Here is a 25,333-nt window from a genome sequence, read left to right as displayed (position 1 = left end):
CCCGGCTTCCGGGCTCGTCGAAGAGGGCGATCCTCCATGCGACCTGATTTCATGCGCTCCGCCCAGCGTCTCGGCCCGATAGCCCTCGCTCTGGCCGGTGCGTTTTCCGCCAGCGCTGCCAGCGCGCAGTATTACGATGACGGCTACGACCGTCCGCCGCCCCGCCGCTATTACGACGATCGCGGCCCGCCGCCGCCTCGCCGCGCCGTCGGCCTGAATTGCGACGCCGTGCAATCGGGCATCACCGGCCCGCAGCCCTATTCCTGCCCGCTGCCCGGACCGCGTCCGCTCGGTGTCCGCTGCTTCTGCGACCTGCCGCTGGCGCCTCTCAGCCCGGCTCAGACGGCTGTCGGCCGCGTCGTTCCGTAAGCGCCGATCGTCGATAACAAAAGAAGGCCGCGTCATCCTGCGATGACGCGGCCTTTTTTTTGTCCGAAGGAGTTTCGGATCAGTTCAGCACGACGACCTTGGCGCCGACCTTCACACGCTCGTAGAGGTCGGTGACGTCGTCGTTCGTCATGCGGATGCAACCGGAGGAGACCGCCTGACCGATCGTGTCGGGCTCGTTCGAACCATGGATCCGATACTCGGTATTGCCGATATACATGGCGCGGGCGCCGAGCGGATTTTCAACACCGCCGGCCATGTAACGCGGCAGGTCGGGGCGACGGGCGATCATCGCGGCCGGCGGGGTCCATGACGGCCATTCGCGCTTGGCGGTGACGGTCTTGGTGCCGGACCAAGTAAAGCCCGGGCGACCGACACCGACGCCGTAGCGGATGGCCTCGCCATTCGGGAGGACGAAGTAGAGGCGTCGCTCTGCCGTCGAGACCACCACCGTCCCCGGCTTGTACTCGCTGCGGAAGCTCACGATCTCGCGCGGGATCGGGGCGACCTGTGCCTGGGGAGCAGCCTGCGCTCCCTGGCCGACCGTACCCTGGTAGCCGTAGGGGTCGTAAGCCGGCTGGCTGTACTCGGTCTCGGGATAGTAATCGTCGCCACCCGTGCCGAACGGGTCGTAGGAGGAGGCGGCGAGGACGGGGGTGGAAGCGAGAACACAAGCACCGAGGATGCCTGCAAGAGCGGTGGCCATCGTCTTCATGGTGGAATGCCTTACCTGTGCGGTAACCTTTGCTATACAAGCGTAGGCGTAGGCCAGTGGTTCCACCCCCTTTTGCAGATTTCACATCTCGTTAACGTGAGCTTGCGAGCTTAGAACACCTCGTCGGTATGCACGTCGAAGCGTGCGAGGTGCGAGTACCCAAAGTTGGTGGTGATCGCGACGTCGGTGGCGTCGCGCCCGCGCGCCATGACGATGCGCCCGATACGCGGCGTGTTGTGGCGGGCATCGAACGTGTACCAGCGCCCGTCGAGATAGACTTCGAACCAGGCCGAGAAATCCATCGGGTCCGGCACCGGCGGAATGCCGATATCGCCGAGATAGCCCGTGCAGTAGCGCGCCGGGATGTTCATGCAGCGGCAGAAGGCGACGGCGAGGTGCGCGAAGTCGCGGCAGACGCCCTGGCGCTGCATGAAGCCGTCCCAGGCCGTGCGGGTCGCATCGGCGCACATGTAGTCGAACCGGATCCGGTCGTGGACGTAGTCGCAGATCGCCTGCACCCGCGACCAGCCCGGCATCGTTCCACCGAACAGCGACCACGCGGTCTCGGAGAGTTTGTCGGTGTCGCAGTAGCGACTCCCCAGCAGGTAGACGAGGACGTCGTTAGGCAGGTTCTGCACGTCGATCTGCTGGGCATGCGGAGCGTATTCGTCGGGCAGGCCCGAATCGTAGACGGTGAAATCGGCCGAAATGTCGAGCCGGCCCACCGGTGTGACGATGCGCGTGCAGATGTTGTCGTAGACGTCCCTGTATTCCACGTACGGGATCGGCGGATTGAAGCTGATGACGTGCGGGGTCATCACGTCCGGCATCCGTGACGGATGCACGCTCAATTCGAGGATCATGGGTGTCGGCTGAACCGATTCGAAGGCGATGTCGAACCCAGTTCTGATCTTCATCGTCGTGGCCCCATATGCAAAACGTATTGATCTGAACCCGTCCGCGTCCGACGCGATCCGGGTCTGTTCGCCGTCAACGCACCAGCATCGGATCCGGTGTGCGCTGTTCGAGAGAGCTCGCCTCGACCTCGTCGACCTCGACGCTGACGGACATGCCGAGATCGTCCGCCGGGAACCCGAAGAACGAGCCGTGCAGGGGCACCGCCTGGCGCGGATCGCGGGCCACGGCGACGCGGATGAGGTCGCGGTTGCCGACGATGCCGTTGGTGGGGTCGAACTCGATCCAGCCCGCACCGGGCAGGTAGACCTGCACCCAGGCATGGGTCGAGCCGCCGCCCACATGGCGGTCGCGATCGCCGCGGGGGTTATAGAGGTAGCCGGAGACGAAACGGGCGGCCATGCCGAGGGCACGCACGGCCTCGATCATCAGCACCGCGAAGTCGCGGCAGCTTCCACGCTTGAGGCGCAGGGTGGTGACGGGATCCTGCACGCCCTTCTCGGAACGGGCGAGATAGGCGAAGTTGCGCCGGACATGGCGCGTCATCTCGGCGAGCAACTCCTGCGTGCCGATGCGGCCGGCAGGCGGAACGAAGCTGCGCGCCCACGCATCGACCTCGTTCTTCGGATCGCGATGCTCACGCTCGATGGAGCGGCTGAGATCGGGCATGTCGTCGGCGCCGTAGCCGAACGGGTAGAAGGCCGCGTGCGGCGCGATCGGGAATTCCGGCGCCAGTTCGGGCGTGTGGTCGAGGGTGATCGAGCATTCGAAGGTCAGGGAGGAGGCCCGTCCCTGGAACGTCGCCACTGCGACGCAATTGCCGAACACGTCGTGCAGCCAGCGCAGTGAGGACGGTTCGGGCGTGATCTTCAGGGTCGCGGCCAGCAGGCGCTGGTCGTAGCTATCACGCGGCCGGAACATGATCCGGTGCTCGCCCAGACCCACGGGCTGTCGATAGCGGTAGGTGGTGATGTGACGGACGGACAGGATCGGCACGTTCACGGGCTCCGCGGCACCGGTCGGTACCACTCTCTCGTATCGATGCAATGCAAGAGGTGCGCCCAAGGCCCTCTCCGCCCGTGATTTCTTCCGGGTCCCCCACGAAGCGGGGCGCTCCTCAGGGTACCGCCGGAGGGGGAGCGCTGGTGGCGCGCTCGGCCTCCACCAACACGTCCTGGGGCCGCCACGGCTTGGGGATGAACACGACCCTCTCGGGCAGCAGGTCGGGACGGGGCGAGCGTCGTCCCGAGGTGACCACCATCCGCGCCGTCGGCCACAGCATGGCGACGGCGCGCGCCAGTTGCAGCCCGTCCATTACGCCGGAGAGCTGGATATCGGCGAAGACGAGGGCGACGTCGCCGCCCCGGTCGCGCATCACCGCGAGGGCCTCTTCCGCCGTGGCGCATCCGACGGCCTCGAGTTCGGTCTCGTCGAGGAGAGAGACCGCGACTTCCTGGGTCGCCGCATCGTCCTCGACCACCAGAGCGATGCGGCCGGACTTGCGGATCGGCGCCGCGGCGACAGGATCGGGCTCGCTCACCGGCTCCGGCTGGTGGACCTGGCGCACGAGGGCGGCGAGGTTCTCGGGAATGCCTTCGGCGATCAGGTCGTCGTAGAAGGATGCGAGCGCTTCGCCGATCTGATCCAAGGCGAGACCCGGCGCCAGCGTGTCCTGGCTGGCACGCGTCGCCGACCTGTCCTTGATGGGAATGGGCGAGCGATGGTTAGACGGGCTTTTCGGGTCGAGCACGTCATCCCTCCGACTTTCGTAATTCGCACCCGCACCATGGCGTGCGGCCGCAAGCTCAACGTCGGGACTTCGGCGTCAGTTGCTCTCCGGCAGTCAACAAGTACACGCTGACGACTGGTTCGATCCGGCCAGGCGGGACGTTGGCGCGAGGCGCGCGGATCGGCGAGCGAGAGGAACTCGCCTCGGCTCACTCCGCCGAGGCGTCGGCATAGGCCATAACGCCCGAGAGCGAACGGACGTCGCGGTAGCGGGCTCCGCGGGTGCTCATCATGGTCTCGAACTTCTCGTGGACCTGGGCCACCGAGAGGCTCGCCGCCTTCCGGCGACCGCGCTGTGCCGCGAAGAAGATGGTGCGGTTGGCACGCGCCGGGCCGGGCAGCATCTGCGCGGCGGCGGATTTCGGCTTGTCGACCACGGTGGCGAGAAATTCCTCGGCATCGTCCGGGCCGAGGAAGTGGGCGAGATAGACCTCGCCGAGGGTGAGTTCGCGCCCGATACGCAGGGCGATTCGCGCCGCATCGCGCTTCAGCATCTCGCCCGCCATCAGGGCGGCGAGATAGGGGTCGCGCCGTAGTTCGAGGATGCGGGTCCGCTCGGCGGCATCCGTCACTGCCGGCTTGCCGTTATCGCCGGAGACCACGAGGGCGGCTTCCTGGGTCAGGCCGTATTTCGGGCCGAAATCGCGCACGACACCGAGCCAGGTCCGTTCGATGAACTGGAACAGGCCGGTCGCCGAGGAGGTCTTGGCCTGCACTTCGGTGATGAAGCTCGATTCCTTGTCGGCCACCGCCATCAGCAGGACCGGGTCGGTCTGCACCGCCTGTGCGGCACGGACGATCTTCTGCACCAGGTGGCGGCGGATCTTCATCGGCCCGAATTCGAGGATGTCGTTCGGGTCGCCGACCGCGCTCTCGGTCAGCAGATAATCGTAGGACACCCGGTCGACGGCGTTGGAGCCGATCTCGGTGTCGAGGTCGTGGACGGGAGCGAAGGCCGAGGAAGCGGTGAGGACGGTCGGCGCATCGAGGACCGCCGGGACCGCCGAGTGGATCCTGGGCTTGGGCATCGAGAGCTCGGTCATCGCCTGAGCCGATTGCACCACCGCGCCGAAGCCGCCGGCACCGGTGCCGTTGAGGACGACGGCGCTGAGACCGCCGACGACCAGTGTCATCGCGAAGAGCGAGCGGGTGATGGCGGGGCGGCTGCCATGGTCGCGGCCGACGCGGGTCTTGAGGGTCAGTGCATCGGAGGACGACACCGTATCACCGCCGGCGCCGAAGCGGCGCGGGGGAGGGGCTATCCGTGATGATCCAACCTGTTGACCCCGCATCTGATCGACTCGTCTCCGTGTGATGGCGCACATCCGCATTTGCGAGGACAGATGTGGCGACAAAACGGCTAGGCTTGTGGTCTTCTGGTGACACCGGTGTCCGCTTTGCGGCAGCTTGGCCATTGAGCCGTGGATAAGCGTCGGTTTTCGGGGGAGGGAGGAGACCGTCGGCGGGGCGAATTAGGGTGGCGGCAAGGAACGGGAGACGGCAGAAGGCAGGGCACGGCAAGTAATTGCTGTCTGAGGCCGTCAGTCTCCTATCCTATGGGATCACCGATGGACCCCGGTCGGACGCATCAAGGCGACTTCCGGCATCGGCACGCTCGGGCGGGCACTCGATTCGGATGTCAGTAACCTGCGCAATGAGGCCGCGGAGGCACTCGCGGAGATCGCCGACCCGCGTGCCCTGTCCCAACTCGAACCCGCAGCCGAGAAACCGGACCCGGACGTGCGTAAGCTCGTCCTTTGGGCCATCGGGCGCTGTCGGGCGGAGGTCCGAGGCCGGTACGCGCACTTTCGAGGGCGCCGGCCGTACGGCAGATCGCCCGCTGTCGCGAGGATACCGATCGCTCAGACCAAGCGGAGGATCGGCGGCGGCATGTCCTGGCGTCGGCCTTCGTCAGGGTGTGGGGCGGTCGGCCTGAAATGGAGGAAGCTGCGGTCCCCGGTGGCAACCTCCGCCACCGCGTCGATCGTGTTCAGCAGTTCGCCGATATCCTTCGCCACCAGGACGGCGGGGTCGATGCGCTTCTTCGAGATCAACCCGGCCGCGATCTGGGCCTCGCTGAGCCTGTCGAAATCGCGACGGCTACGTCCGGTCATGGCCTCTCCTCTTTCGAGGCAGCGTGCCCGCGACATGGTTGATGAAAGGTTAACGTCGCCGACCGGCATGGATCGGCAGGGCCAGACTATGCCCCGCCATCGTCGGCACCGGGCACAATCCGCCCGGCAGAATTATCGTTGGGGCGGCCTCCACCCGGCATCGCGGCGTCGCGCAAGCTCATGAAGGCTGCGTCAGTGCCGGGCAACAAGGGGAAGCAGATCGACCCGATCTCGAAACCGGATCCTGAAGGCGAATGGTACCACTGCCCCGGCTCGAACGGGGGACCTCTTGATCCACAATCAAGCGCTCTAACCAACTGAGCTACAGCGGCACTCGGGCTGCGATGTATCCCGAGGCCGCCGGCATTTCAAGCGCCGTCGGCACGGGGAATGCAGAATGGGGAAAACTCCACGGTCCCGCGATCGAGCGGCAGGCGAAACCGGGTCGACTGCCGTCGCCTCCCGACCGTAAGGTGCCGCTTCGTTTCCCGTCCTCAGCTCTCCCTTCCAGTCGATGAAGCCAGACAGCGCGCCGCGGCGCGGTTTCCCAGCGGGCCAGATGCTGGTTCAGGCGCCCGGCCGCCTGCGTGCCCTGGTGCGCGGCAGCGAGTTCGGCCTCGTGACCCTGGCCGCCTGCGTCGGCGGTGTCGCCGGGATCGCCGTCTCGGTCATGAGCCTCACGACGCAGGCCCTGCGCGAGATTCTCTACCGGCTGCCGCACGGGGCACGGCTCAGCGCGTCGACGGATGTGGCGCCGCTCCTGATCCTGTTCGGCCCGGCCCTGGGCGGCCTCGTCCTCGGGCTGATCGCCTTCTCCCTCGCCCGCTGGCGGGGCAGGCCGCAGCGGCCCATCGTCGATCCGATCGAGGCCAACGCCCTGCATGGGGGGCGGCTCTCGGTGAAGGGCTCGGCCGCAGTTGCGGCGCAGAACGTGATCTCCAACGGCAGCGGTGCCTCGGTGGGCCTCGAGGCCGGCTATACCCAGATCTGCGCCGGCATCGCTTCGCGGCTCGGCCTCGCCTTCGAACTGCGCCGCTCGGACCTGCGCACCCTGGTCGGCTGCGGCTCGGCGGCCGCCATCGCCGCCGCCTTCGGTGCACCGCTCACGGGCGCGTTCTACGCCTTCGAGCTCATCATCGGCACCTATTCCATCGCCACCCTGACGCCGGTAGTGGTGGCCGCCCTGTGCGGCAGCCTCGTCGCCAAGGCGCTGGTGACGCAGAGTCCCCTCGTCACCGCCAACGGGCTCGATGCCCTGACGACGCGGGCGATCACCGGCATCGACACCCTGCCGAGTCTCGTCCTCGGTCTCGCCTGTGCCGGGCTCGGCATCCTGATCATGCGCGGCGTCACCCTGGTGGAGCAGGGCGTGCGGGCGAGCCACCTGCCGTCCTTCCTCGCGCCCGCCTTCGGCGGCCTCTGCGTCGGCGCCCTGGCGCTGGAAGTCTCGCCGCAGATCCTCTCGGGCGGGCACGGCGCGCTCCATCTCCATCTCGATGCCGACATGCCCGCCATGGGGATCGGCGCCCTGGCGCTGCTGTTCGTCGCCAAGGCTTCTGCCTCCGCGATCTCCATCGGCTCGGGCTTCCGCGGCGGCCTGTTCTTCGCCTCGCTGTTCCTCGGCGCGCTGGCGGGCAAGCTCTTCGCCGCGTCGATGGCGGAGGCGATTCCCCTCCTGTCCGGTATCCACGGCCTGTCCGGCCTGCAGAGCCTCACCGTCTTCGGCCTCACGCCGGTCGCCTATGCGGTGATCGGCATGAGCGCTCTCGCGGTGGCCGTCATCGGTGGCCCGCTGACGATGACCTTCCTGGCGCTGGAACTCACCGGCAGCTTTCCCATCACCGGCCTCGTCCTCGTGGCGGTGATCGCTTCGTCCCTCACCGTGCGCAAGACCTTCGGCTATTCCTTCGCCACCTGGCGGTTCCATCTGCGCGGCGAGAGCATCCGCAGCGCGCACGATATCGGCTGGATCCGGTCGCTCACCGTCGGGGCGCTGATGCGCCGCGAGGTCGAGACCGTGCCGGTGGCCATGCCGCTCTGCGACTTCCTCAAGGCCCATCCCCTCGGGTCGCCCTCGCGGGTGGTTCTGGTCGACGGGGGAGGGCGCTATGCCGGGATCGTCCTGGTACCCGAGGCCCATGCCCTGGCGACGGCCAATGGCGCGGCGACCCTCTCGGAGGCGATGCGCTACGCCGACGTGTTCCTCACCGCCGGGATGAACGCCAAACAGGCGGCCTCGGCCTTCGACGGCGCCGAGAGCGAGGCGCTGGCGGTGGTGGACGATCCGGTCTCGCGGCGGGTGGTCGGGCTGCTCACCGAGAGCCACACGCTCAAGCGCTACAGCGAGGAACTCGACCGGCAGCGCCGGGCGATCATGGGCGAGGCGAACTGAAAGCGGGCCGCAGGATCAGGCCCGACCGGTGATCCGGCGCCAGCCGAAATATCCGAAGGCGAGCAGACTCGCGGTACCCATCATGACGAGGCTCAAGCCCCAGTCGCTCGGCAATTGTCCGTAGACCGGATGCCCGGCCAGGCCCGAGGCGAACACGATCCCGAATCCGGTGACGATCGCGGAGACCAGAAGCCCGAGACTGATCCCGATACCCATGGGACGGCTTCCTTCTATGGACTGCGTGCTGCGCTCCGGCCACCGCGTGGCGACCGGCCGTGCGAGGACCGGCGCCGCGTCCCGGTGAGGAGGCCGCGCCGGCGGGGTCGGGTCAGGACGTCACTTCTTCGGCGCGGTCGCGGCCGGGGCCGTCCCGGTCGTGGCGGCCGCCGCAGCCGAGGTCTTCTGCGGCGTACCGACCATATCGACCACGTCGAAGCGCACGCCGTCCTCGACCCGCTTGAGGAGGGCATTGCCCTCGTAATACTTGCCCTGGCCGATGAGGTTCGCAGCCTGGTCGACGTCGGTCGCCGTCTGGTTCAGGGGAACGACGGCGAGCACGAAGCTCATATCCACGCCGGCCAGCTTCAGCTGGTCGACGGCTCCCTTGCGGTCGCCCTTCTCCAGGCTCTTGTTGGCGGTCGCCACCGCGGCGGCTTTGGCCGGCGTCGCCACGAAGTCCTCGCCGAGGGTCAGTTGCCCGTCGACAGGCAGCCAGGCGGTGGGCTGAGCTGTCGCCCTGGCCGCATCGGTGGACTTTCCAGCATCCGCCGCCTTGGCGCCATTCGCCGATTTGGCCGCGTAGGAATGCTTGGCCGGGGCGCGCAGATCCGCCTCCGCCTTCGTGTAGACCGCCTCGTCGGTCTTGGCCGTGGCGAGCAACGCCTGCGCCTTGCCGATCAGGTCCTTGGCGAGAGTCGGGTCGGCATCGAAGATGGCGATGCGGGCGAGGTGCAGGTCGCGGAACGCCTGGGCGCCATCCTTCGACAGTTTCCCGACATCCTGGTCCGCTGCCTGCTGTGCGGCCGTGATCGGCGCCACCGCCTGGGCCTTCACCGCGTCGTTGGCGAGGGCAACCCCACTGAGAAGCGATGTTGCGGCAAGGAAAACGGCGACCGTTCTTGTCTTTGTCATGGCAATACCTCTGAAGCCGAGCGGCGCCTTAGCCTCTGATCTTCCAGATCTGTCCGCGCCGAAGCTCTCTTCGGTCATGAACTTGATATCGCCCGATGCTGGTGTCACCTTAAATGATGGTTAGATTCATTTAATCAAACAATCCTTGACAGATGTCGGTATTAGGAGGCCGTTAAAGGCGGATTCGATTCTGGCGCCCTCGAAACGAAAACGCACGCGGTGCGCCTGCACCACGTGCGTTTCGTCGAACCGAAGGGCGCCCTGTCAGGCTGGCAGGACCCGTCGCGACTTGCGCATCAGCGCTTCCTCGACGGTGCCGTCGCCGTCGAGATAACCGTGGCGCTTCGGGTTCGGCATGATCAGCGAACCGATGAAGGCGATGGCGAGCATCACCGTGACGTACCAGAAGAAGCTGCTCTCCGAGCCGATCTGCTTCAGGTAGAGGGCCACCGCCTCCGCCGTGCCGCCGAACAGCGAGTTCGCCACCGCGTAGGAGAGGCCGACGCCCAGCGCGCGGACCTGGGTCGGAAACAGCTCGGCTTTCACGATGCCGCTGATGCCGGTGTAGAAGCTGATCACCGTGAGGCCGATCATGATCAGCCCGAAGGAAAGGTAGGGGTTGGTGGTGGAGCCGATGGCGGTCATCAGCGGCACCACCATCAGTGTGCCGAGGCCGCTATAGAGCAGCATGTTGGTCTTGCGGCCGATCCGGTCCGAGAGCCAGCCGAAGAAGGGCTGGATCACCATGTAGACGAGCAGCGCCGCCGTGGAGATCTGCGAGGCGGTGATCTTGTCGATATGCGCCGTGTTGAAGAGATATTTCGGCATGTAGGTGGTGAAGGTGTAGAAGCTCAGGGAGCCGCCGGCCGTGTAGGCGAGCACCACGCAGAACGCCCGCCAGTGCTTGAACAGGGCGGCGAAGGTGCCGGATTCCTTCGAGGCCATGTCCTCCTTGGTGGCGGTCTCGGCGAGCGACGAGCGCAGGAAAAGGGCGACCACGGCCGCCATCGCACCGATGAAGAAGGGAATGCGCCAACCCCAGGCGGTGAGCTGCTGCGCGGTGAGGAAGCTCTGCAGGATGATGAGGACCAGCGAGGCGAGGAGCTGGCCGCCGATCAGCGTGACATACTGGAACGAGGCGAAGAATCCTCGCTGACCCTTCAGCGCGACCTCGCTCATGTAGGTGGCGCTGGTGCCGTACTCTCCGCCCACCGAGAGGCCCTGGATCATGCGGGCGAGGAGCAGCAGGGCGGGGGCCCAATGCCCGACGGTGGCATAGGTCGGCAGCACGGCGATCATCAGCGAGCCGGCGCACATCATCAGCACCGAGATCATCATCGAGGTCTTGCGGCCGAGCCGGTCGGCGATGCGGCCGAACAGCCAGCCGCCGATGGGACGCATGAAGAACCCGACCGCGAACACCGCTGCGGATTTCAGCAACTGGCTGGTATCGTCGCCTTCGGGAAAGAAGACGGGCGCGAAGTAGAGTGCGAAAAAGGCGTAGCAGTAGAAGTCGAACCACTCGACGAGATTGCCCGAAGACGAGCCAACGATGGCGAAGATGCGCCGGCGGCGATCATCCGGATCATCGGAACTCGAAGGATCGATAGCGATGGCATCAGACATATGAACTCCCGGCCGTTTCCCCGGGCCCCTCTCCGGGCCTCTTGCGGGCGACGTTAAGCAGCGGTTCGAAATTCACAAGAGCTCGAACGCGGCTTTCTGACAGGGCACCGAAAATGTCCGTCACTCGCCCCAGGGTCGTCGCGCGGCCTCATCGTCGCTGAAGCAAAGCTTCATGCTGATTCACAATGAAAACACTCTGCCTGCAAGCTTGAGCATGGGTATGTCCGGACCGATCCATGAAAACGCAGAGCATAGTCAAAAATTGAGGAACGGTTTCGCTGGTCTTTCCGTTTGGGCCTCGCATCGACGTCAGATGGCGTCAGATTTCCACACGGGAATGGACTACGCGACATGAACAAGCTCTTGCGGAGTACGATGACGGCGGCCGTGCTGGTCGTCGGCGCGGCGACGGCCTTTGCTCAAGGCGGGCCCGGCGCAGGCGGTGGTGCTGGTGGAGGCGCCGCGGGCGGCGGTGCGGCGGGTGTCGGCGGTGGTGCCGGAGCCGGTGGTCCAGGTGCTGGCGGCGCAGGTGCAGGTGCTGGCGGTATGCGCGGCGGTGGTGCCGGGGCTGAACGCGGTGGCGCCGGAGGCGGGATGGAGCGAGGTGGCGCGGGCACCGAGCGTGGCGGTCCGGCAGGAGAGCGCGGAGGCGCCGCCGGGATGGGGCGCGGTGGTGACGATGCCGGTGGCGAGCGTGGTGGCCGGGTGGATCGTGGCGACCGACCCGATGCGGGCGGCAAGCCGGACCGGGATGGCAAGGCGGACCGGGATGGTAAGGCGGCCCGGGATGGTAAGGCGGACCGGGATGGTAAGCCGGATCGCGGCGATCGGATGGACCGTGACGGCAAAGGCGATCGTGGCGGCAAGGCCGACCGCGACATGAAGGACGGCGCCGACGGCAGGGCGGACCGGGGCGACCGCATGGATCGCGACCGGGGCGACCGCGGTGACAAGACAGGTCGCGCCGAGCGGGGTGGGCGTGGCGATCGCGTCGCCGTGCGCGGTGTCTATGGGCGCCTCGGCGCTCCCCAGCGCACCGAATTCCGTCAGAGCGTTTTTCGCCGCGGGGTGCCACGTCTCGCTGCGGGAGCCTTCGCCCTGACCGTCGGTGCCGCCATCGCCCGAAGCTACACACTTTACGATCTGCCGCCGGACATCGTGCGCATCGCACCGGAATACGAGGATTACCGCTACGTCCTCGTCGATGACGACATCGTCATCGTCGATCCCGACACCTACGAGATCGTGGACGTCATTCGCGGCTGATCTCGACCGATGCCGTCCCTGGACGGTCGCCCTGGACATCGCATCCGGGGCGGCCGTCCGACTTCTGTTTTCACATCGGCCTTTCCGGGATCCGGCGTCCCCTTCCCGGACGGTCGTTCCAAAGTTTGCCGTCTCCGAGCAGGGCTGGCGCCTGCGACCCGGGAATCCGACATGGCGGGACGCGTCCGAAACTACTTACCGGTCTTCATTTCCTGGTTGAGGGATTCCGCCGCCTGAACCGCTTGTTCGCTGAGGAACAGCTTGACCTGAGGGGGCGTGACCGCCCATGCGGCGGAAACGAGGAAGGCGACGGTGGCCAATCCATAGGCAAATCCTTGCATGATACCCAGCCAGCCGAGCAGCAACGGCACCAGGCTGACGACGAATGCAGCGCTGAAGCTCTTCGTGAGATAGAAAACCGACACGGCGCAGATCGCCGAAAGCGCGACGGGTTTTAAAAATTTAATAATATAGCTTTCCATGATCCATGCTTTCTACGCAAAATACTCATACGGAAGCTTGCCGTCGACGGCTGAAACACCTTCGCCGGTGATTGCTACCTCGAATAGACTGATGAGATCGGAATTGAGGGGCCGTCAATCGGTCCGCTGGTCGACCGGACAAAACGACTTGTTATTCCGCTAAATTGGGACGAATTGTCCGTTGGCGTTCCGGCTGGAAATCTCCGCCCATGAGTTCGGCTACGGTCCCATGAGTTCGGCCACGGTGAGACAGTCCATTCGGCTGATCGACGGTGATGCGGCCTATAGGGTCGCCGCCTGGCAGGAACTCATGGAAACGTCGGGCGAGGTCCGCGTGACGCCCGAGGAGGCCCGGCGTTTCACGAGCGACTCGTCGTGGCGGCTGCTCGGCCCGGTGATGGTCGGGCGCATCACGGCGACCGCCTTCTCCCTCGTGCGCAACGAAGAGGTCGCCAAGCGGCCCGGCCTCGACCACGTCTTCTTCAACGGTTACGAGGCAGGCCGGGGTATGGGTGTCTGCGGCCGGCGCCAGATGACCTTCGAGGTCGGCTCACTCTCCGTCACGAAACTGTCCAGCACCGCGAACTATCGCCTCGAAGACATCACCTTCACCGCGCTGGTCGTGCCGCGCCGGCTCCTCGAAGCCGGGATGGGACCGGTCGATCCGATCGACGGACGGGTCTTCAAGCCGGACACTCCCGAGGCGATGATTATCGGTGCGCATATCCGTGCCCTGCTCGATCTGCCGGAGACGCTCACGCCCGCCAAGGCCGCGCTGGCGGGCCGCGCCAGCCTCCTCCTCCTCGCGGCCTGCTTCAGCCGGTCGGCTCCGCAACTCGTGAGCGGCGCCGACCCGGAGGCCGAGACCACGAAGGCGATCCGCCGGTTCATCGACGATCACCTCGCCGATCCCGATCTCGATGCCGCCCTGATCTGCCGGCATTTCGGCCTGTCGCGGTCGCGGCTCTACCGTCTGACGAGCGCGACCGGCGACGTCGCCCGCGTCATCCGGCGGCTGCGCCTGACGCGGGCACATCGCGAGATCGCGGCGCGGCGAAAGACCGACGTTCCGATGACCGAGATCGCGGCCCGTTTCGGCTTCCGCCAGGAGCGCAGCTTCCGCAGGGCCTTCCAACAGGCTTTCGGCTACTCGCCCGCCGAGCTCAGGGCGAGGGCCCGCTCCGGCGCTTCGATCTCGCTCCCCGATGCCGGGGCCGTCGTCGACGATTGGTTCAACGAACTCTAGCTCGCCCGAGGCCGGTCTCCCTCAGCGGCCGCCCCGATCGAGCATCTTCGAGACCACCCGCGCCGTGTAATCCACCATCGGGACGATGCGCGCGTAGTTGAGCCGCGTCGGGCCGATGACGCCGACGACGCCGACGATCTTCTGGGAGCCGTCCCGGAACGGCGCCGCGATCATCGAGGAGCCGGAGAGCGAGAACAGCTTGTTCTCCGAACCGATGAAGATCCGCACGCCCTCGCCGCCCTCGGCCCGGGAGAGGAGCTCGATCACGTCCTTCTGCGTCTCGAGATCGTTGAACAGCAGGCGGATGCGCTCGAGGTCCTCCACCGCACGCAGGTCGTCGAGGAGGTTGGCCTGGCCGCGCACGATGAGCTGGCGCGCGTCCGACGGTCCGACGGTAGTGGCGAGGCCGGCATCGACCAGGCGTTCGGTGATGGCGTCGAGCTCGCGCTTCATCGCCTCGCGGCCGGCCTCGATCTCCGCCCGCAGATTCCCGAGGGTGCGCCCCTGGAGCCTGGCATTAAGATAGTTCGAGGCTTCCTGCAGGGCGCTGGCCGGCAGGCCCAGAGGTAGGTCGAGGATCCGGTTCTCCACCGAACCGTCGTCGGAGACGAGGACCACCAGAGCGCGGGCAGGGTCGAGCCGGACGAACTCGATGTGCTTAAGATGCACGTTGGTCTTGGTGGTGAGGACCACGCCGGCCCCCCGCGAGATGCCGGACAGCAGGGTCGAGGCCTCTGCCAGCGCGCTCTCGAAGGTGTGGCCCGAGGCGGCGGCACGCATCTGCGCCTCGATCCGCTCCTGCTCCTCGATGCCGACATCGCCGATCTCCAGCATGGCGTCGACGAAGAAGCGCAGGCCCATCTCGGTGGGCAGGCGGCCGGCGGAGGTATGCGGCGCGAAGATCAGGCCAGAATGCTCCAGATCCGCCATCACGTTGCGGATCGAGGCTGGGGACAGGGCCATGGGCAGGATGCGCGCGAGGTTGCGCGATCCCACCGGCTCGCCCGTGGTGAGGTAGCTCTCGACGATCTGCCGGAAGATCTCTCGGGTGCGCTCGTTCAGGGCCGAAAGGGCCTGGAGCTGCTGCTGGGATGAGAAGGGGCGCGCGCGTTCGGTCAATGGGTTCTTCCTGAACCGCGATTGTGTCCGGCTCCGCGCCCGCGCACAACCTTTACCGCCGCGGCATCGACACCATCCCCAGACGCGCCGCCGCAAAGCGGAATGCCCTTTGCGTTGCGCTGCCGCCTTCGCGCCGCCACGAGTCTTCGCGGGTCCCGGGCCGGCGCGCATCGAACCCCTGTCCCGCAGAGATGAGCGACGCCGTGCCAGACCTCGACCGTGTGGTGAAGGAGATTGCCGAGGAGATGGCCGACCGGCAGGACCGGGGCGAGGTCGCCACCTACATTCCCGAACTCGCCCGCGTCGACCCGAAGGCGTTCGGCATCGTGGTGATCGATGCCGACGGGCAGGTGGCGGCGGGCGGCGACAGCGACACGCCGTTCTCGATCCAGAGCATCTCGAAGGTCTTCACCCTCACCCTGGCGCTCGGCATGGTCGGCGACCGGCTGTGGCGAAGGGTCGGGCGCGAGCCCTCGGGCAGCCCGTTCAATTCCATCGTTCAGTTGGAGCGCGAGCGCGGCATCCCGCGCAATCCCTTCATCAATGCCGGCGCCATCGCGGTCACCGACGTGATCCTGTCGGGCCACCAGCCGCGCGAGGCGCTGGGCGAGATCCTGCGCTTCATGCAGTTCCTGGCCCAGGACCCGACCATCACCATCGACGAGGCGGTGGCGGCCTCCGAACTGCGCACGGGTTTCCGCAACATCGCCCTCGCCAATTACATGAAATCCTTCGGCGTCATCGACAACCCGGTCGATTTCACCCTCGGCGTCTATTTTCACCACTGCGCCATCGGCATGTCGTGCCGGCAGCTCGCAACGGCGAGCCGCTTCCTGGCCCATTCCGGCCGTCACCCGCTGACCGGACATTCCGTGGTCTCTCCGGAGCGCGCCAAGCGCATCAACGCGGTGATGCTCACCTGCGGGCATTACGACGGCTCCGGCGAATTCGCCTATCGGGTCGGCCTGCCGGGCAAGAGCGGCGTCGGCGGCGGCATCATCGCGGTGGCGCCGGAGCGGGCGTCGATCGCAGTCTGGTCACCGGGGCTCGATGCCTCGGGCAATTCGCATCTCGGCCGGATCGCCCTCGAAATGCTGACGAAGCGCCTCGGCTGGTCGATCTTCGGAGTCTGACTCTTTCCCGGGGAAGACCCATCACGCCTTCGGCGCGACCGAAGGTCCGCGCTTCAGCAGGGCGAGGTAGTCGCGCAGCAGCCCGACCCGTTTCGGCCGGTAGCTCGTCCCCTCCAGTTCGGCGGCGGCGATCCGGTCCACGCGGAACATCCGATGGGCCTCGCGCAGGCAGCACCAGGCGAGGACCACCAGCCTGCGGTCGAGATAGACGATCGCCAGCGGCCAGATCGTGCGATCGGTGCTCCGGTCGTCACTGTCCGTGTAGCGGATCGTCACCGCTTCCTCGCGCCAACATCCTTGGCGGATCACCGGCGTCGCGGGCGAGGGCGCGAAGCGCGTCTCGAACCGGCGGACCTGCGACACCGCGTGGAGAAGGTGCTGCTGCCCGGCATCGGGCAGGGTCGCCGCCACCTTGCCGAGCACCGCGGCAGCGGCCTTAGCCAGGGCCGGATCTCCCATATGCGCCACTTCGGACAGGCCCAGTACCAGCGCTTCGATCTCGATCCGGTCGAACATCTGAGGCGGCAGCGCCCCGTCCTCGACCAGGCGATAGCCGTAGCCGCGCTCGCCCTCGATATGGGCCCCGGCGGCGCGGAGGCTGTCGATGTCGCGGTAGAGCGAGCGGAGCGACACGCCGGTCTCGTCCGCCAGCCGGGCCGCCGTCACCGGTGCCGGCAGTACGCGCAGGGCCTGGAGCAATCGGAAGAGACGGTCCGTCCGGGGCATCGTCCAACTGACGTAAAGTGGCAGTTGAGGTCGACTATAGACGGCGGCGTCGAACCCGCCAACAGGAACGCCTCCCGATGCTGACGCTCAATCATTCCTCCAAGAGCCGCTCGACCCGCGTCGTCGCGCTGCTGCACGAACTCGGTGCCCTCGACGACGTAGCGATCGGGATCGTCGCTATCCCCCGTCAGGACGGTTCCGGTCGGCGCGATCCCGGCAACCTCCATCCCGAAGGCAAGGTGCCGTTCCTCGTCCATGACGGAGCCGAGATCTGGGAGAGCAGCGCGATCATGCTGTATCTGGCCGACCTGTTCCCGAAGGCGGGCCTCAGCATCCCGCCGGGGCATTCGCAGCGCGGGGCCTATCTCAGCTGGTTCGCGTGGTATTCGGGCGTGGTGGAGCCGGTCATGCTGCTGGAAGCGATCGGGCTCTCGCATCCCGCCATCACGTCGACCTTTCGAAGCGGCGCGGAGGTGAGACAGCGCCTCGTCTCGGCCCTCGCCGAGGGACCGTTCCTGTTCGGCGAGCGCTTCACGGCGGCGGACATGCTGCTGCACTCGCCCTATGCCTGGTTCGGCAACCCGGGCGAGCCGATCCTCGACGCCTGGGTCGATCGCTGCAAGGCTCGTCCCGGACCGACTTTCGCCACCGAGTTCGACTCCCGGCACGCGTTGGCGTGAGGTGAGGAGGCAGCAGGGCTACGCGGGCATTTAAGTCGCCCATGGAAAAGGCAAAAAGAAAACCTGCCGTGAATTTCACGGCAGGTTATGATGTCGAACTAGGCACATTGCCTCGTTGCTAGCCTAAGATTTAGGCGGCTGCCTTGGCCGAATCCTCGGTGGGGACCATCGAGACCGTTTTCAGGATCTGCGAAGCAATCTGGTAGGGGTCCCCCTGGCTGTTGGGACGGCGGTCTTCCAGGTAGCCCTTGTACTCGTTGTTGACGAAGCTGTGGGGCACGCGGATCGAGGCGCCGCGATCGGCGACGCCGTAGCTGAACTCGTTGATCGCGGCGGTCTCGTGCTTGCCGGTCAGACGCATGTGGTTGTCCGGGCCGTAGACGGCGATGTGGTCGTCCAGGTTTTCCTTGAACGCGGCCATGAGCGCTTCGAAATAGGCCTTGCCGCCCACCGTCCGGAGATGATCCGTCGAGAAGTTGGCATGCATGCCCGAGCCGTTCCAGTCGGTCGCGCCGAGCGGCTTGCAATGGTATTCGACGTCGATCTCGTAGGTCTCGCAGAGGCGCTGCAGCAGGTAGCGGGCGACCCACATCTCATCGGCGGCCTTCTTGGAGCCCTTGCCGAAGATCTGGAATTCCCACTGGCCCTTGGCCACCTCGGCATTGATGCCTTCGTGGTTTATGCCGGCGTCGAGGCAGAGGTCGAGATGTTCCTCGACGATCTTGCGGGCGATGCTGCCGACTTCCTTGTAGCCGACGCCGCAATAATATGGGCCCTGCGGAGCGGGGTATCCGGCGGTCGGGAAGCCGAGCGGACGACCGTCCTTGTAGAAGAAATACTCCTGCTCGAAGCCGAACCAAGCGCCGTCATCATCGAGGATGGTGGCGCGCTTGTTGGAGGCATGCGGGGTGACGCCGTCCGGCATCATCACTTCGCAGAGGACGAGTACGCCGTTTTTGCGGGTGCTGTCGGGGAAGTGGCGGACGGGCTTCAACATGCAGTCGGAGCTGCCGCCCTCGGCCTGCATCGTCGAGCTGCCGTCGAAACCCCAGAGCGGGAGCTGCTCAAGGGTCGGGAAGCCGTCGAATTCCTTGATCTGGGTCTTGCCACGCAGGTTCGGCACCGGCGTGTATCCATCGAGCCATAGATACTCGAGTTTATACTTCGTCATTTCGAGCCTCTCGTCCCTTGAGCGATACGACGGCCGGGTCTCCCCTCTCGTCGGTCGCGGCCGTTCGTAGCCGGATTCGCCGTTAGCATATCGTGTGCCAGCGAACCTTGGCTCATCCTGAGGAGAAGCGCCCGACAGTCGACGAGGCCGAGGAACGCGCCGGCAGGTCCGAACGGGGCGAACCGAGGAACCGGGAAGACTGCCTATCGAATAGGCAATGCGTGCGCCGAACACCTAGGAATGTATGGCCTTCACGTTGGATGGACCGGCATCGCACCGGTGCCGATCTTCCCGACCCGGAGAGCAAGGATGAAATTTTCCTTCGTCTAGGAAGAATGCCAGCCCGCCGCGGGCACCGTGCTTAATCCCAAAACAAAAAATATAAATTCGAGGCAGAGCGTGCGGCCATTCCGCGAGGACGCGCGTTCCAGAGGGCTTCCGCACCAAGCGGTCGGTGACACCTACAACCTTCGGAACGGAGCCTGCCCTGATGAAGAACCCAACCCTGTCCGCCATGGCGAAGACCTTCGCCATCGTGGTCGCCCTGGTGGGCGCGATGATCCTCGGCGCCCCCCGCAGCGCGGACGCTGCGCCGATGGCGATGTCGACCGAAGTCGCGGGCTCGGCCAACGTGGCGGCCACCCAGGTCCAATATGCCGGCGGTCACTGGCGCCACCACGGCCGTCATCATCGCCGTCACTTCGGCCACCATCGCGGTCGGCATTTCGGCCACCACTACGGTCGTCGCTTCGGCCATCACCACCATCACCGCCGTGGCGTCTACCACGGTCGCGCCTACCGTTACTGAGACGTGAGGCGGGGGCGCGTCGCTCGGCGCGCCCCTCCCCCTCCTGCGCTTGCCGGTGAACGAGCCGGAGCCTAAGAGCCCGGACGACCAATCCGGAACATCTGAGGAGAGTGCCCATGCGGCCCTCGAAGCGCGCAAACGACGAATTGCGCAACGTGACCCTGGAGCGCGCGGTCGCCCGCTATGCCGAGGGTTCCTGCCTCGTCACCTTCGGGCAAACCAAGGTGCTCTGCACCGCCTCCCTCGAAGAACGCGGCCCGCCATGGCTGCGCGGCTCGGGTAAGGGCTGGGTCACAGCAGAATATTCCATGCTGCCCCGCGCCACCCACGAGCGCACCCGCCGCGAGGTGAATTCGGGCAAGCCCTCCGGGCGGACCCAGGAAATCCAGCGCCTCATCGGCCGCTCGCTCCGCGCGGTCACTAACCTCCCGGCCATCGGCGAGCGCCAGATCACCGTCGATTGCGACGTGATCCAGGCCGATGGCGGCACCCGCACCGCCGCGATCACCGGAGCATGGGTCGCCCTGCACGATTGCTTCGCCTGGATGCGGAGCCGCTCGATCATCTCCGTCGATCCCCTGCGCGAGCACGTTGCCGCCATTTCCTGCGGGATATACAAGGGCGTTCCGGTGCTCGACCTCGAATATGCCGAAGATTCGGCGGCTGAGACCGACGCGAACTTCGTCATGACCGGCTCCGGCGGGATCGTCGAAGTGCAGGGCACCGCCGAGGGCAAGCCCTTCTCCGAGGCCGAACTAATCGAGTTGCTGCGCCTCGCGCGCGGCGGTGTCGAGCAACTCGTCGCCCTGCAGAAGAAGACCGTCGCGTGACCGGGCCGCGCATCCTCTCCGGGCGGGTCGTCATCGCCACCCACAATGCCGGCAAGCTCGTGGAGATGCGCGAGCTTTTGGCACCGTTCGGCGTCGAGGCGGTCTCGGCCGGCGAGCTCGGTCTGCCCGAGCCCGACGAGACCGGGACGATGTTCTCCGAGAACGCGTCGATCAAGGCCATCGCCGCCGCGCAGGCCTCGGGCCTGCCGGCCTTTGCCGATGATTCCGGCCTCTGCGTCAATGCTCTCGACGGCGCGCCCGGCCTGTTCTCCGCCCGCTGGGCCGGTCCGAACAAGGATTTTTCCGGCGCGATGGCCCGCATCATGGCCGAACTCGACAAGCGCGGCGCCACGACCCGGCGGGCTCACTTCGTCTCCGCTCTGGTCATCGCCTGGCCCGATGGCCACACTGAGACCTTCGAGGGCCGCGTCTTCGGCGATCTGGTGGAGCCGCGAGGCTCGCAGGGCTTCGGCTACGATCCGATGTTCCTGCCCGACGGCTATGACCGCACCTTCGGCGAGATCTCGTCCGAGGAGAAGCACGGCGTCGACTGGCAGAGCGGTAACGCGTTGTCGCACCGCGCCCGCGCCTTCGTGATCCTGGCCGGACGCTGCCTGCGTCGGCCGGGCTGAGCGGGCGGGATGCAGAGTTTCGAACTCTGTGTAAGCCGTCTAAGGCATATCTGAAGCCACCACGGTTTTTGAAAACAGACCCGTCGTTCCGGTGCGCCCAAGGCGAGTCCGGAATCCAGAAACTCAGGATGTGCATGGCTTAGCACGACTTGTGGTCATGGATTCCGGGTCTGCTCCTCAGTACCGGAATGACGGAGGAGCGCTCCGATGACCGACCGTTCAGGCCTGGACCACCCGACCCGCGATGCCGGGTTCGGTGTCTATGTCCATTGGCCCTTCTGCGCCTCGAAGTGCCCCTATTGCGACTTCAACAGCCATGTCCGCCATGCACCCGTGGACGAGGGCCGCTTCCTCGCGGCCTTCCGCGCCGAGATCGCCCATGTGGCGGCGCAGGTTCCGGGGCGGACCGTATCGAGCATCTTCCTCGGCGGCGGCACCCCGTCCCTGATGCAGCCTGCCACCGTGGCGGGTCTGCTCGACGCCATCGGCGAATCCTGGGCAACGGCGCCGGACATTGAGGTGACGCTGGAGGCCAACCCGACGAGCGTCGAGGCCGGCCGTTTCCGCGGCTACCGCGCGGCCGGCGTCAACCGCGTCTCGCTCGGCGTCCAGGCCATGGACGATGCCTCCCTGAAGGCGCTGGGGCGTCTCCACACCGCCGCCGAGGCGATGGCGGCGGTGGAGACGGCGGCCGCGCATTTCGAGCGCTATTCCTTCGACCTGATCTACGCCCGGCCGAACCAGAGCGCAGCGTCATGGCGGGCCGAGCTGAAGGAGGCGATCGCGCGGGCTGCCGAGCATCTGTCGCTCTACCAGCTGACCATCGAGCCGGGGACGCCGTTCTTCGGCCTCCATGCCGCCGGCAAGCTCGTGCCGCCCGACAACGACATGGCGCGAGCGCTCTACGACGTGACGCAGGAGGTCTGCGACGCGGCCGGGCTCGCCTCCTACGAGATCTCCAACCATGCCCGGCCCGGCGCGCAGTCGCGTCACAACCTCCTGTACTGGCGCTACGGCGAATATGCCGGCATCGGTCCCGGCGCGCATGGGCGGCTGGTGACCGAGGCGGGTCGGACCGGTACCGTCACGGAGCGGGTGCCCGAGGCGTGGCTGGAACGGGTCGAGCGCGACGGCCACGGCATCGTCGAGACCGAGATTCTGTCGGCCGCCGACCAGGGCGACGAGTTCCTGATGATGGGTCTGCGTCTGGCCGAGGGAATCGATCCGAAACGCTACGCAATCCTGAAAGAACAGCCCCTGAATCCGGTACGGATCGAGGCTCTGATCCGGTACGGTTTCGTGGTTCGTCTGGACAACGGGCGCATCGCCGCGACCCCGCGCGGAGCCCCCGTGCTGAACGCCATCGTAGCCGAACTCGCGGCCTGATCCGCCATATCCGAGAAGCGGCGGATCAGGTGCCCGAAGGCCCGAGCGTGCGGGGTGCCGGGCTGACGATGGTCGGCGCGCCGCTGCGGATTTCGTAGATGGCCAGCGCCCGGTCGCTCAGGCCCTCGGACCGGAACCGGAACGTCCCGTCGATGCCGGAAAAGCCGGCCTGAGTGGTCAATGTCGCATCGGCAAAGCGCTGCGATCCGTATTGTCTGGTCAACGCCGCCATCAGTGACACGGCATCGTAGGCCAATGTCGCCACGCGGGGTGGCACCGATCCGAAGCGTGCCTGGTAGCGCTGCGAGAAGCCGTTGAAACCATTGGCATCCGCCGCCGCGAACCAGCCGCCCTGCAGGGCAGGCAGGGCGTAGACCCGCGGATCGTTCCACACCGCCGTTCCGATCGGCTTCACGCGACCAGGCGAGAAACCGGCCTTTGTGAGCGCCGGTGCCACATTGGCGAGTCCTTCCGGGCTTTCCGGTAGGAAGAGAGCATCGGCCTGAGCGCCCGGACCATTGATCAGGCCGGAAAGACGCATGATGGCCGGAGTTGGCGTGCCCGGCGCGTAACGCTCGATCGCCACCAGTCGAGCGCCCTTCCTGGCCACGGCCTCGCGGAACTGCGCCTCCACGGCGTTTCCGTAGCTACTCTCGGGGATCAACGCAGCGAAGGACCGACGGCCCGCCGCCACCGCCTCGTCGACCACGCGGTCGACCTCGGTCTGCGGCAGGAAGCTCAAGAGGTACACGCTGCGCGCAGCGACGCTCGCATCCGTGGAGAAGGCGATGATCGGCTTGCCGCCACCGCGCGCCACCCCGGCCGCGACCTTGACATTAGCCGCGAAGAGCGGACCGAGCACGAGCTCAGCACCTTCGGACACGGCGGCTTGCGCCGCCTCGCGAGCGCCATCGGGCGAGCCGCGATCGTCTTTCACCAGGATCTGCAGGTCGGGCTTCTGAAAATCCTCGATGGCGAGTTCGGCAGCATTGCGCATGGCCGCACCGACCATGGAGCCGGGACCGCTCAGCGGCAGGATGAGAGCGATCTTGACCGAGCCCGTCCCGATCTTGATGGCGCCGGCCGAGGGCACCTGCGGATCGGCGGTGGGCACTGTATCCGTGATGGCGGCGCCTCTCGTAGCACGCGGGCCGCCATCGGGGCCGCCGATGCACGCGCCGAGGCCGGCGGTGAACAGGACAACGGCCGCCACTCTCGCCCAGCGCATCGCGGCTGGATCGTCGTCCGTTGCGAGGCTCTTCACCATTGCGAGGCCCTCCTTGTCGCCCGCGCAACCCGTAGCTCGACGTCTGCACGGTTAAGGCCTGGATATGAAAAGTAAATGTGCCGGGTGATCCGCCGCAGGCATTCCTCCGGACTGTGTCTCCGTGGCAAGGTCGCGACCATGAATCAGAGAATCGACAATAGGACGCGGCGCATCAAGGCGGGACATGACCCGGCCAAACCCGTGTCCACCTTCACGGCCTTCGGCTTGGCGGCGGAGGCCGTGCCTCTTGACCCTGGACTCCACGTGGTCGCGACCCCGATCGGCAATCTCAAGGATGTGTCGTTTCGCGCGCTGGCGACACTGGCTGCCGCCGACACTGTGCTCGCCGAGGATACCCGCGTCACACGCACCTTGCTCATGCATTACGGCATCACGACTCCCCTGGTCGCCTATCACGAACATTCGAACGTGGCGGTGCGCGAGCGGATGATCGCCCGGATGCAGAACGGCGACGCACTGGCCCTGGTCTCGGATGCGGGAACGCCGCTGGTCTCGGACCCCGGATTCAAGCTCGTCCAAGCGGCGATCGAGGCTGGGATCGCGGTGACTCCGATCCCAGGTCCATCAGCGGTCATGACCGCCATCGTCGCTGCCGGTCTGCCCACAGACCGCTTTTTCTTCGAAGGGTTTCTGCCTCAGAAGTCGGGTGCACGGCGCAACCGGCTTGCGACGCTCGGACAGATTCCTGGAACACTGGTCTTGTTCGAATCGCCTCATCGCCTGCCCGAGATGCTGGCCGATGCCGCCGCGATCCTCGGGGGAGCCCGGCCCGCGGCTGTCGCCCGCGAACTTACGAAGCTCTACGAGACCATCCGGCGTGGCACCCTCGCCACGCTCGCAGAGACCTTTGCGGACGAGGGGGCTCCCAAGGGCGAGGTCGTGGTCGTGATCGGCACCAGTCCCGAGGAGCCCCCGGACGAGGAGGTCGAAGCCGGGCTCGATGCGGCGATCGAGACGGCACTTGCCCGCCACTCGATTAAGGATGCCGCCGCCCTCGTGGCTGACGCGACCGGCCAGCCGCGTCGGGTGGTCTACGCGCGCGCCCTCGTCCTGGCTCGGCGCAACGATGCGAACATCTAAGCCCGTCGATGCGAAGGGTCGGCGGCGCGCCACCTACCTTCGTGGCCAATCGGGCGAGACCTTCGCCCTGCTCGCCATGATGCTCAAAGGCTATCGCCCCCTGGGTCGGCGCTTCAGTGCTAACGGCGGTGAAATCGACCTGATCCTGCGCCGGGGTGACACCATCGCTTTTGTCGAGGTGAAAGCGAGAGCGTCGCTCGATGCGGCAAGGATCGCCATTGATGCAAAGAAGCAAGTCCGCTTCTCCCGCGCGGTGCGCGCCTGGATCGCACGCAACCCGCGCCATAAGGCCATGACGTTCAGGGCCGATGCGGTCTTCGTTGCGCCTCGTACTTGGCCTCGCCACCTCCCTGATGCCTTCGCGATCGAAGGGATGTGAAGGTTGGGTGCCATGGAGCGGCGCACTCCATCCCCGAAT

27 protein-coding genes, 1 tRNA gene and 1 pseudogene are annotated in these 25,333 nt (G+C 66.5%); 14 read left to right on the top strand and 15 right to left on the bottom strand.

What is annotated here, in order from left to right:
- Positions 1-51: 51 nt before the first annotated feature.
- Positions 52-369: a hypothetical protein gene (locus ACFQ4G_RS16875; protein ID WP_238209034.1), complete on the top strand. Its 318-nt coding sequence runs from the start codon at positions 52-54 to the stop codon at positions 367-369.
- Positions 370-448: 79 nt separating this feature from the next.
- Here ACFQ4G_RS16875 and ACFQ4G_RS16870 read toward each other — a convergent pair whose 3' ends face one another.
- From ACFQ4G_RS16870 to ACFQ4G_RS16850, 5 genes are all read right to left on the bottom strand, one after another.
- Complete coding sequence (locus tag ACFQ4G_RS16870) at positions 449-1,102, bottom strand: L,D-transpeptidase (protein ID WP_238208984.1); 654 nt, start codon at positions 1,100-1,102, stop codon at positions 449-451.
- Positions 1,103-1,212: 110 nt separating this feature from the next.
- Positions 1,213-2,019 (bottom strand): transglutaminase-like domain-containing protein, encoded by an 807-nt coding sequence (locus ACFQ4G_RS16865; protein WP_238208985.1) that lies wholly within the window; start codon positions 2,017-2,019, stop codon positions 1,213-1,215.
- Positions 2,020-2,092: 73 nt separating this feature from the next.
- Positions 2,093-3,013: a transglutaminase family protein gene (locus ACFQ4G_RS16860; RefSeq protein WP_238208986.1), complete on the bottom strand. Its 921-nt coding sequence runs from the start codon at positions 3,011-3,013 to the stop codon at positions 2,093-2,095.
- A 121-nt stretch (positions 3,014-3,134) separates the two neighbouring features.
- Positions 3,135-3,728 (bottom strand): response regulator, encoded by a 594-nt coding sequence (locus ACFQ4G_RS16855; RefSeq protein ID WP_379040667.1) that lies wholly within the window; start codon positions 3,726-3,728, stop codon positions 3,135-3,137.
- Positions 3,729-3,954: 226 nt separating this feature from the next.
- On the bottom strand, positions 3,955-5,097 hold the full coding sequence (locus tag ACFQ4G_RS16850) for a transglycosylase SLT domain-containing protein (RefSeq protein ID WP_238208987.1): 1,143 nt from the start codon (positions 5,095-5,097) through the stop codon (positions 3,955-3,957).
- 259 nt (positions 5,098-5,356) lie between these two features.
- Here ACFQ4G_RS16850 and ACFQ4G_RS16845 point away from each other — a divergent pair.
- Positions 5,357-5,560 (top strand): annotated as a pseudogene (locus tag ACFQ4G_RS16845) (HEAT repeat domain-containing protein); the annotation flags it as partial.
- A 107-nt stretch (positions 5,561-5,667) separates the two neighbouring features.
- On the opposite strand, the gene ACFQ4G_RS16840 reads toward ACFQ4G_RS16845, so the two are convergent.
- Both ACFQ4G_RS16840 and ACFQ4G_RS16835 read right to left on the bottom strand, forming a co-directional pair.
- Entirely contained in the window at positions 5,668-5,919 is a 252-nt protein-coding gene (locus ACFQ4G_RS16840) for a hypothetical protein (RefSeq protein WP_238208988.1), read from the bottom strand.
- A gap of 255 nt (positions 5,920-6,174) precedes the next feature.
- Positions 6,175-6,251, bottom strand: a tRNA-His gene (locus ACFQ4G_RS16835).
- 227 nt (positions 6,252-6,478) lie between these two features.
- Here ACFQ4G_RS16835 and ACFQ4G_RS16830 point away from each other — a divergent pair.
- Entirely contained in the window at positions 6,479-8,311 is a 1,833-nt protein-coding gene (locus ACFQ4G_RS16830) for a chloride channel protein (protein WP_379040659.1), read from the top strand.
- A 15-nt stretch (positions 8,312-8,326) separates the two neighbouring features.
- Here the strand turns inward: ACFQ4G_RS16830 and ACFQ4G_RS16825 are convergent, their stop codons facing one another.
- The 3 genes from ACFQ4G_RS16825 to ACFQ4G_RS16815 form a co-directional block, all read right to left on the bottom strand.
- A complete protein-coding gene (locus tag ACFQ4G_RS16825) occupies positions 8,327-8,527 on the bottom strand; it encodes a hypothetical protein (protein WP_238208990.1) in 201 nt (66 codons plus the stop codon).
- A 120-nt stretch (positions 8,528-8,647) separates the two neighbouring features.
- Positions 8,648-9,442, bottom strand: a complete 795-nt coding sequence (locus ACFQ4G_RS16820; protein WP_238208991.1) for a YfdX family protein — start codon at positions 9,440-9,442, stop codon at positions 8,648-8,650.
- Positions 9,443-9,706: 264 nt separating this feature from the next.
- A complete protein-coding gene (locus tag ACFQ4G_RS16815; RefSeq protein ID WP_238208992.1) occupies positions 9,707-11,068 on the bottom strand; it encodes an MFS family transporter in 1,362 nt (453 codons plus the stop codon).
- Positions 11,069-11,483: 415 nt separating this feature from the next.
- On the opposite strand from ACFQ4G_RS16815, the gene ACFQ4G_RS16810 reads away from it, so the two are divergent.
- Both ACFQ4G_RS16810 and ACFQ4G_RS16805 read left to right on the top strand, forming a co-directional pair.
- Positions 11,484-11,951: a hypothetical protein gene (locus tag ACFQ4G_RS16810; protein WP_379040656.1), complete on the top strand. Its 468-nt coding sequence runs from the start codon at positions 11,484-11,486 to the stop codon at positions 11,949-11,951.
- Positions 11,948-12,334, top strand: a complete 387-nt coding sequence (locus tag ACFQ4G_RS16805) for a DUF1236 domain-containing protein (RefSeq protein WP_379040654.1) — start codon at positions 11,948-11,950, stop codon at positions 12,332-12,334. The genes ACFQ4G_RS16810 and ACFQ4G_RS16805 overlap by 4 nt, the downstream gene beginning before the upstream one ends.
- 191 nt (positions 12,335-12,525) lie before the next feature.
- Here ACFQ4G_RS16805 and ACFQ4G_RS16800 read toward each other — a convergent pair whose 3' ends face one another.
- A complete protein-coding gene (locus ACFQ4G_RS16800; RefSeq protein ID WP_238208994.1) occupies positions 12,526-12,816 on the bottom strand; it encodes a hypothetical protein in 291 nt (96 codons plus the stop codon).
- A 244-nt stretch (positions 12,817-13,060) separates the two neighbouring features.
- Here ACFQ4G_RS16800 and ACFQ4G_RS16795 point away from each other — a divergent pair, with 244 nt between their 5' ends.
- Positions 13,061-14,062: an AraC family transcriptional regulator gene (locus tag ACFQ4G_RS16795; RefSeq protein ID WP_238208995.1), complete on the top strand. Its 1,002-nt coding sequence runs from the start codon at positions 13,061-13,063 to the stop codon at positions 14,060-14,062.
- A 21-nt stretch (positions 14,063-14,083) separates the two neighbouring features.
- On the opposite strand, the gene hrcA is transcribed toward ACFQ4G_RS16795, so the two are convergent.
- Positions 14,084-15,181 (bottom strand): heat-inducible transcriptional repressor HrcA, encoded by a 1,098-nt coding sequence (hrcA, locus tag ACFQ4G_RS16790; protein WP_238208996.1) that lies wholly within the window; start codon positions 15,179-15,181, stop codon positions 14,084-14,086.
- A 203-nt stretch (positions 15,182-15,384) separates the two neighbouring features.
- Between hrcA and ACFQ4G_RS16785 the strand changes: the two genes are divergently transcribed.
- On the top strand, positions 15,385-16,314 hold the full coding sequence (locus ACFQ4G_RS16785; RefSeq protein ID WP_238208997.1) for a glutaminase: 930 nt from the start codon (positions 15,385-15,387) through the stop codon (positions 16,312-16,314).
- A 21-nt stretch (positions 16,315-16,335) separates the two neighbouring features.
- Here ACFQ4G_RS16785 and ACFQ4G_RS16780 read toward each other — a convergent pair whose 3' ends face one another.
- The gene (locus tag ACFQ4G_RS16780) at positions 16,336-17,040 is read right to left on the bottom strand and encodes a helix-turn-helix transcriptional regulator (RefSeq protein ID WP_238208998.1); all 705 of its coding nucleotides are present in this window, start codon (positions 17,038-17,040) and stop codon (positions 16,336-16,338) included.
- A 77-nt stretch (positions 17,041-17,117) separates the two neighbouring features.
- On the opposite strand from ACFQ4G_RS16780, the gene ACFQ4G_RS16775 reads away from it, so the two are divergent.
- On the top strand, positions 17,118-17,720 hold the full coding sequence (locus ACFQ4G_RS16775; protein ID WP_238208999.1) for a glutathione S-transferase family protein: 603 nt from the start codon (positions 17,118-17,120) through the stop codon (positions 17,718-17,720).
- A 130-nt stretch (positions 17,721-17,850) separates the two neighbouring features.
- On the opposite strand, the gene ACFQ4G_RS16770 is transcribed toward ACFQ4G_RS16775, so the two are convergent.
- The gene (locus ACFQ4G_RS16770) at positions 17,851-18,891 is read right to left on the bottom strand and encodes a glutamine synthetase beta-grasp domain-containing protein (RefSeq protein ID WP_238209000.1); all 1,041 of its coding nucleotides are present in this window, start codon (positions 18,889-18,891) and stop codon (positions 17,851-17,853) included.
- A 490-nt stretch (positions 18,892-19,381) separates the two neighbouring features.
- On the opposite strand from ACFQ4G_RS16770, the gene ACFQ4G_RS16765 reads away from it, so the two are divergent.
- From ACFQ4G_RS16765 to hemW, 4 genes are all read left to right on the top strand, one after another.
- Positions 19,382-19,699 carry a hypothetical protein gene (locus tag ACFQ4G_RS16765; protein WP_238209001.1) on the top strand — a complete coding sequence of 106 codons (318 nt, stop codon included), beginning with the start codon at positions 19,382-19,384 and terminating at the stop codon, positions 19,697-19,699.
- Between the two features lie 116 nt (positions 19,700-19,815).
- Entirely contained in the window at positions 19,816-20,529 is a 714-nt protein-coding gene (gene rph / locus ACFQ4G_RS16760; protein ID WP_238209002.1) for a ribonuclease PH, read from the top strand.
- Entirely contained in the window at positions 20,526-21,161 is a 636-nt protein-coding gene (rdgB, locus tag ACFQ4G_RS16755) for an RdgB/HAM1 family non-canonical purine NTP pyrophosphatase (protein ID WP_238209003.1), read from the top strand. Before rph ends, rdgB begins: the two co-directional genes overlap by 4 nt.
- Before the next feature lie 207 nt (positions 21,162-21,368).
- Positions 21,369-22,547 carry a radical SAM family heme chaperone HemW gene (gene hemW, locus ACFQ4G_RS16750; RefSeq protein ID WP_238209004.1) on the top strand — a complete coding sequence of 393 codons (1,179 nt, stop codon included), beginning with the start codon at positions 21,369-21,371 and terminating at the stop codon, positions 22,545-22,547.
- 25 nt (positions 22,548-22,572) lie between these two features.
- Here hemW and ACFQ4G_RS16745 read toward each other — a convergent pair whose 3' ends face one another.
- Positions 22,573-23,814 carry a penicillin-binding protein activator gene (locus tag ACFQ4G_RS16745; RefSeq protein WP_238209005.1) on the bottom strand — a complete coding sequence of 414 codons (1,242 nt, stop codon included), beginning with the start codon at positions 23,812-23,814 and terminating at the stop codon, positions 22,573-22,575.
- A 138-nt stretch (positions 23,815-23,952) separates the two neighbouring features.
- Between ACFQ4G_RS16745 and rsmI the strand changes: the two genes are divergently transcribed.
- Both rsmI and ACFQ4G_RS16735 read left to right on the top strand, forming a co-directional pair.
- The gene (gene rsmI / locus ACFQ4G_RS16740; protein WP_238209006.1) at positions 23,953-24,915 is read left to right on the top strand and encodes a 16S rRNA (cytidine(1402)-2'-O)-methyltransferase; all 963 of its coding nucleotides are present in this window, start codon (positions 23,953-23,955) and stop codon (positions 24,913-24,915) included.
- Positions 24,902-25,294, top strand: a complete 393-nt coding sequence (locus ACFQ4G_RS16735) for a YraN family protein (RefSeq protein ID WP_238209007.1) — start codon at positions 24,902-24,904, stop codon at positions 25,292-25,294. The genes rsmI and ACFQ4G_RS16735 overlap by 14 nt, the downstream gene beginning before the upstream one ends.
- Positions 25,295-25,333: the final 39 nt, after the last annotated feature.

Source organism: Methylobacterium marchantiae (assembly GCF_042679825.1).
Lineage (GTDB): Bacteria > Pseudomonadota > Alphaproteobacteria > Rhizobiales > Beijerinckiaceae > Methylobacterium > Methylobacterium marchantiae.
Note: the sequence above shows the minus strand (reverse complement) of the source record. Positions and strands in the feature narration are given on the sequence as shown.

What these genes read in the sequence shown, in the direction of transcription:
- rph (WP_238209002.1), top strand. Translation starts at nt 19,816, where the DNA reads ATGCGGCCCTCGAAGCGCGCAAACGACGAATTGCGCAACGTGACCCTG.
- hemW (WP_238209004.1), top strand. Translation starts at nt 21,369, where the DNA reads ATGACCGACCGTTCAGGCCTGGACCACCCGACCCGCGATGCCGGGTTC.
- ACFQ4G_RS16825 (WP_238208990.1), bottom strand. Translation starts at nt 8,527, where the DNA reads ATGGGTATCGGGATCAGTCTCGGGCTTCTGGTCTCCGCGATCGTCACC.
- ACFQ4G_RS16735 (WP_238209007.1), top strand. Translation starts at nt 24,902, where the DNA reads ATGCGAACATCTAAGCCCGTCGATGCGAAGGGTCGGCGGCGCGCCACC.
- rsmI (WP_238209006.1), top strand. Translation starts at nt 23,953, where the DNA reads ATGAATCAGAGAATCGACAATAGGACGCGGCGCATCAAGGCGGGACAT.
- ACFQ4G_RS16820 (WP_238208991.1), bottom strand. Translation starts at nt 9,442, where the DNA reads ATGACAAAGACAAGAACGGTCGCCGTTTTCCTTGCCGCAACATCGCTT.
- ACFQ4G_RS16865 (WP_238208985.1), bottom strand. Translation starts at nt 2,019, where the DNA reads ATGAAGATCAGAACTGGGTTCGACATCGCCTTCGAATCGGTTCAGCCG.
- ACFQ4G_RS16870 (WP_238208984.1), bottom strand. Translation starts at nt 1,102, where the DNA reads ATGAAGACGATGGCCACCGCTCTTGCAGGCATCCTCGGTGCTTGTGTT.
- ACFQ4G_RS16805 (WP_379040654.1), top strand. Translation starts at nt 11,948, where the DNA reads ATGAAGGACGGCGCCGACGGCAGGGCGGACCGGGGCGACCGCATGGAT.
- ACFQ4G_RS16770 (WP_238209000.1), bottom strand. Translation starts at nt 18,891, where the DNA reads ATGACGAAGTATAAACTCGAGTATCTATGGCTCGATGGATACACGCCG.
- ACFQ4G_RS16830 (WP_379040659.1), top strand. Translation starts at nt 6,479, where the DNA reads ATGCTGGTTCAGGCGCCCGGCCGCCTGCGTGCCCTGGTGCGCGGCAGC.
- ACFQ4G_RS16800 (WP_238208994.1), bottom strand. Translation starts at nt 12,816, where the DNA reads ATGGAAAGCTATATTATTAAATTTTTAAAACCCGTCGCGCTTTCGGCG.
- ACFQ4G_RS16780 (WP_238208998.1), bottom strand. Translation starts at nt 17,040, where the DNA reads ATGCCCCGGACGGACCGTCTCTTCCGATTGCTCCAGGCCCTGCGCGTA.
- ACFQ4G_RS16745 (WP_238209005.1), bottom strand. Translation starts at nt 23,814, where the DNA reads ATGGTGAAGAGCCTCGCAACGGACGACGATCCAGCCGCGATGCGCTGG.
- ACFQ4G_RS16840 (WP_238208988.1), bottom strand. Translation starts at nt 5,919, where the DNA reads ATGACCGGACGTAGCCGTCGCGATTTCGACAGGCTCAGCGAGGCCCAG.
- ACFQ4G_RS16875 (WP_238209034.1), top strand. Translation starts at nt 52, where the DNA reads ATGCGCTCCGCCCAGCGTCTCGGCCCGATAGCCCTCGCTCTGGCCGGT.
- ACFQ4G_RS16765 (WP_238209001.1), top strand. Translation starts at nt 19,382, where the DNA reads ATGAAGAACCCAACCCTGTCCGCCATGGCGAAGACCTTCGCCATCGTG.
- ACFQ4G_RS16775 (WP_238208999.1), top strand. Translation starts at nt 17,118, where the DNA reads ATGCTGACGCTCAATCATTCCTCCAAGAGCCGCTCGACCCGCGTCGTC.
- ACFQ4G_RS16815 (WP_238208992.1), bottom strand. Translation starts at nt 11,068, where the DNA reads ATGTCTGATGCCATCGCTATCGATCCTTCGAGTTCCGATGATCCGGAT.
- ACFQ4G_RS16850 (WP_238208987.1), bottom strand. Translation starts at nt 5,097, where the DNA reads ATGCGGGGTCAACAGGTTGGATCATCACGGATAGCCCCTCCCCCGCGC.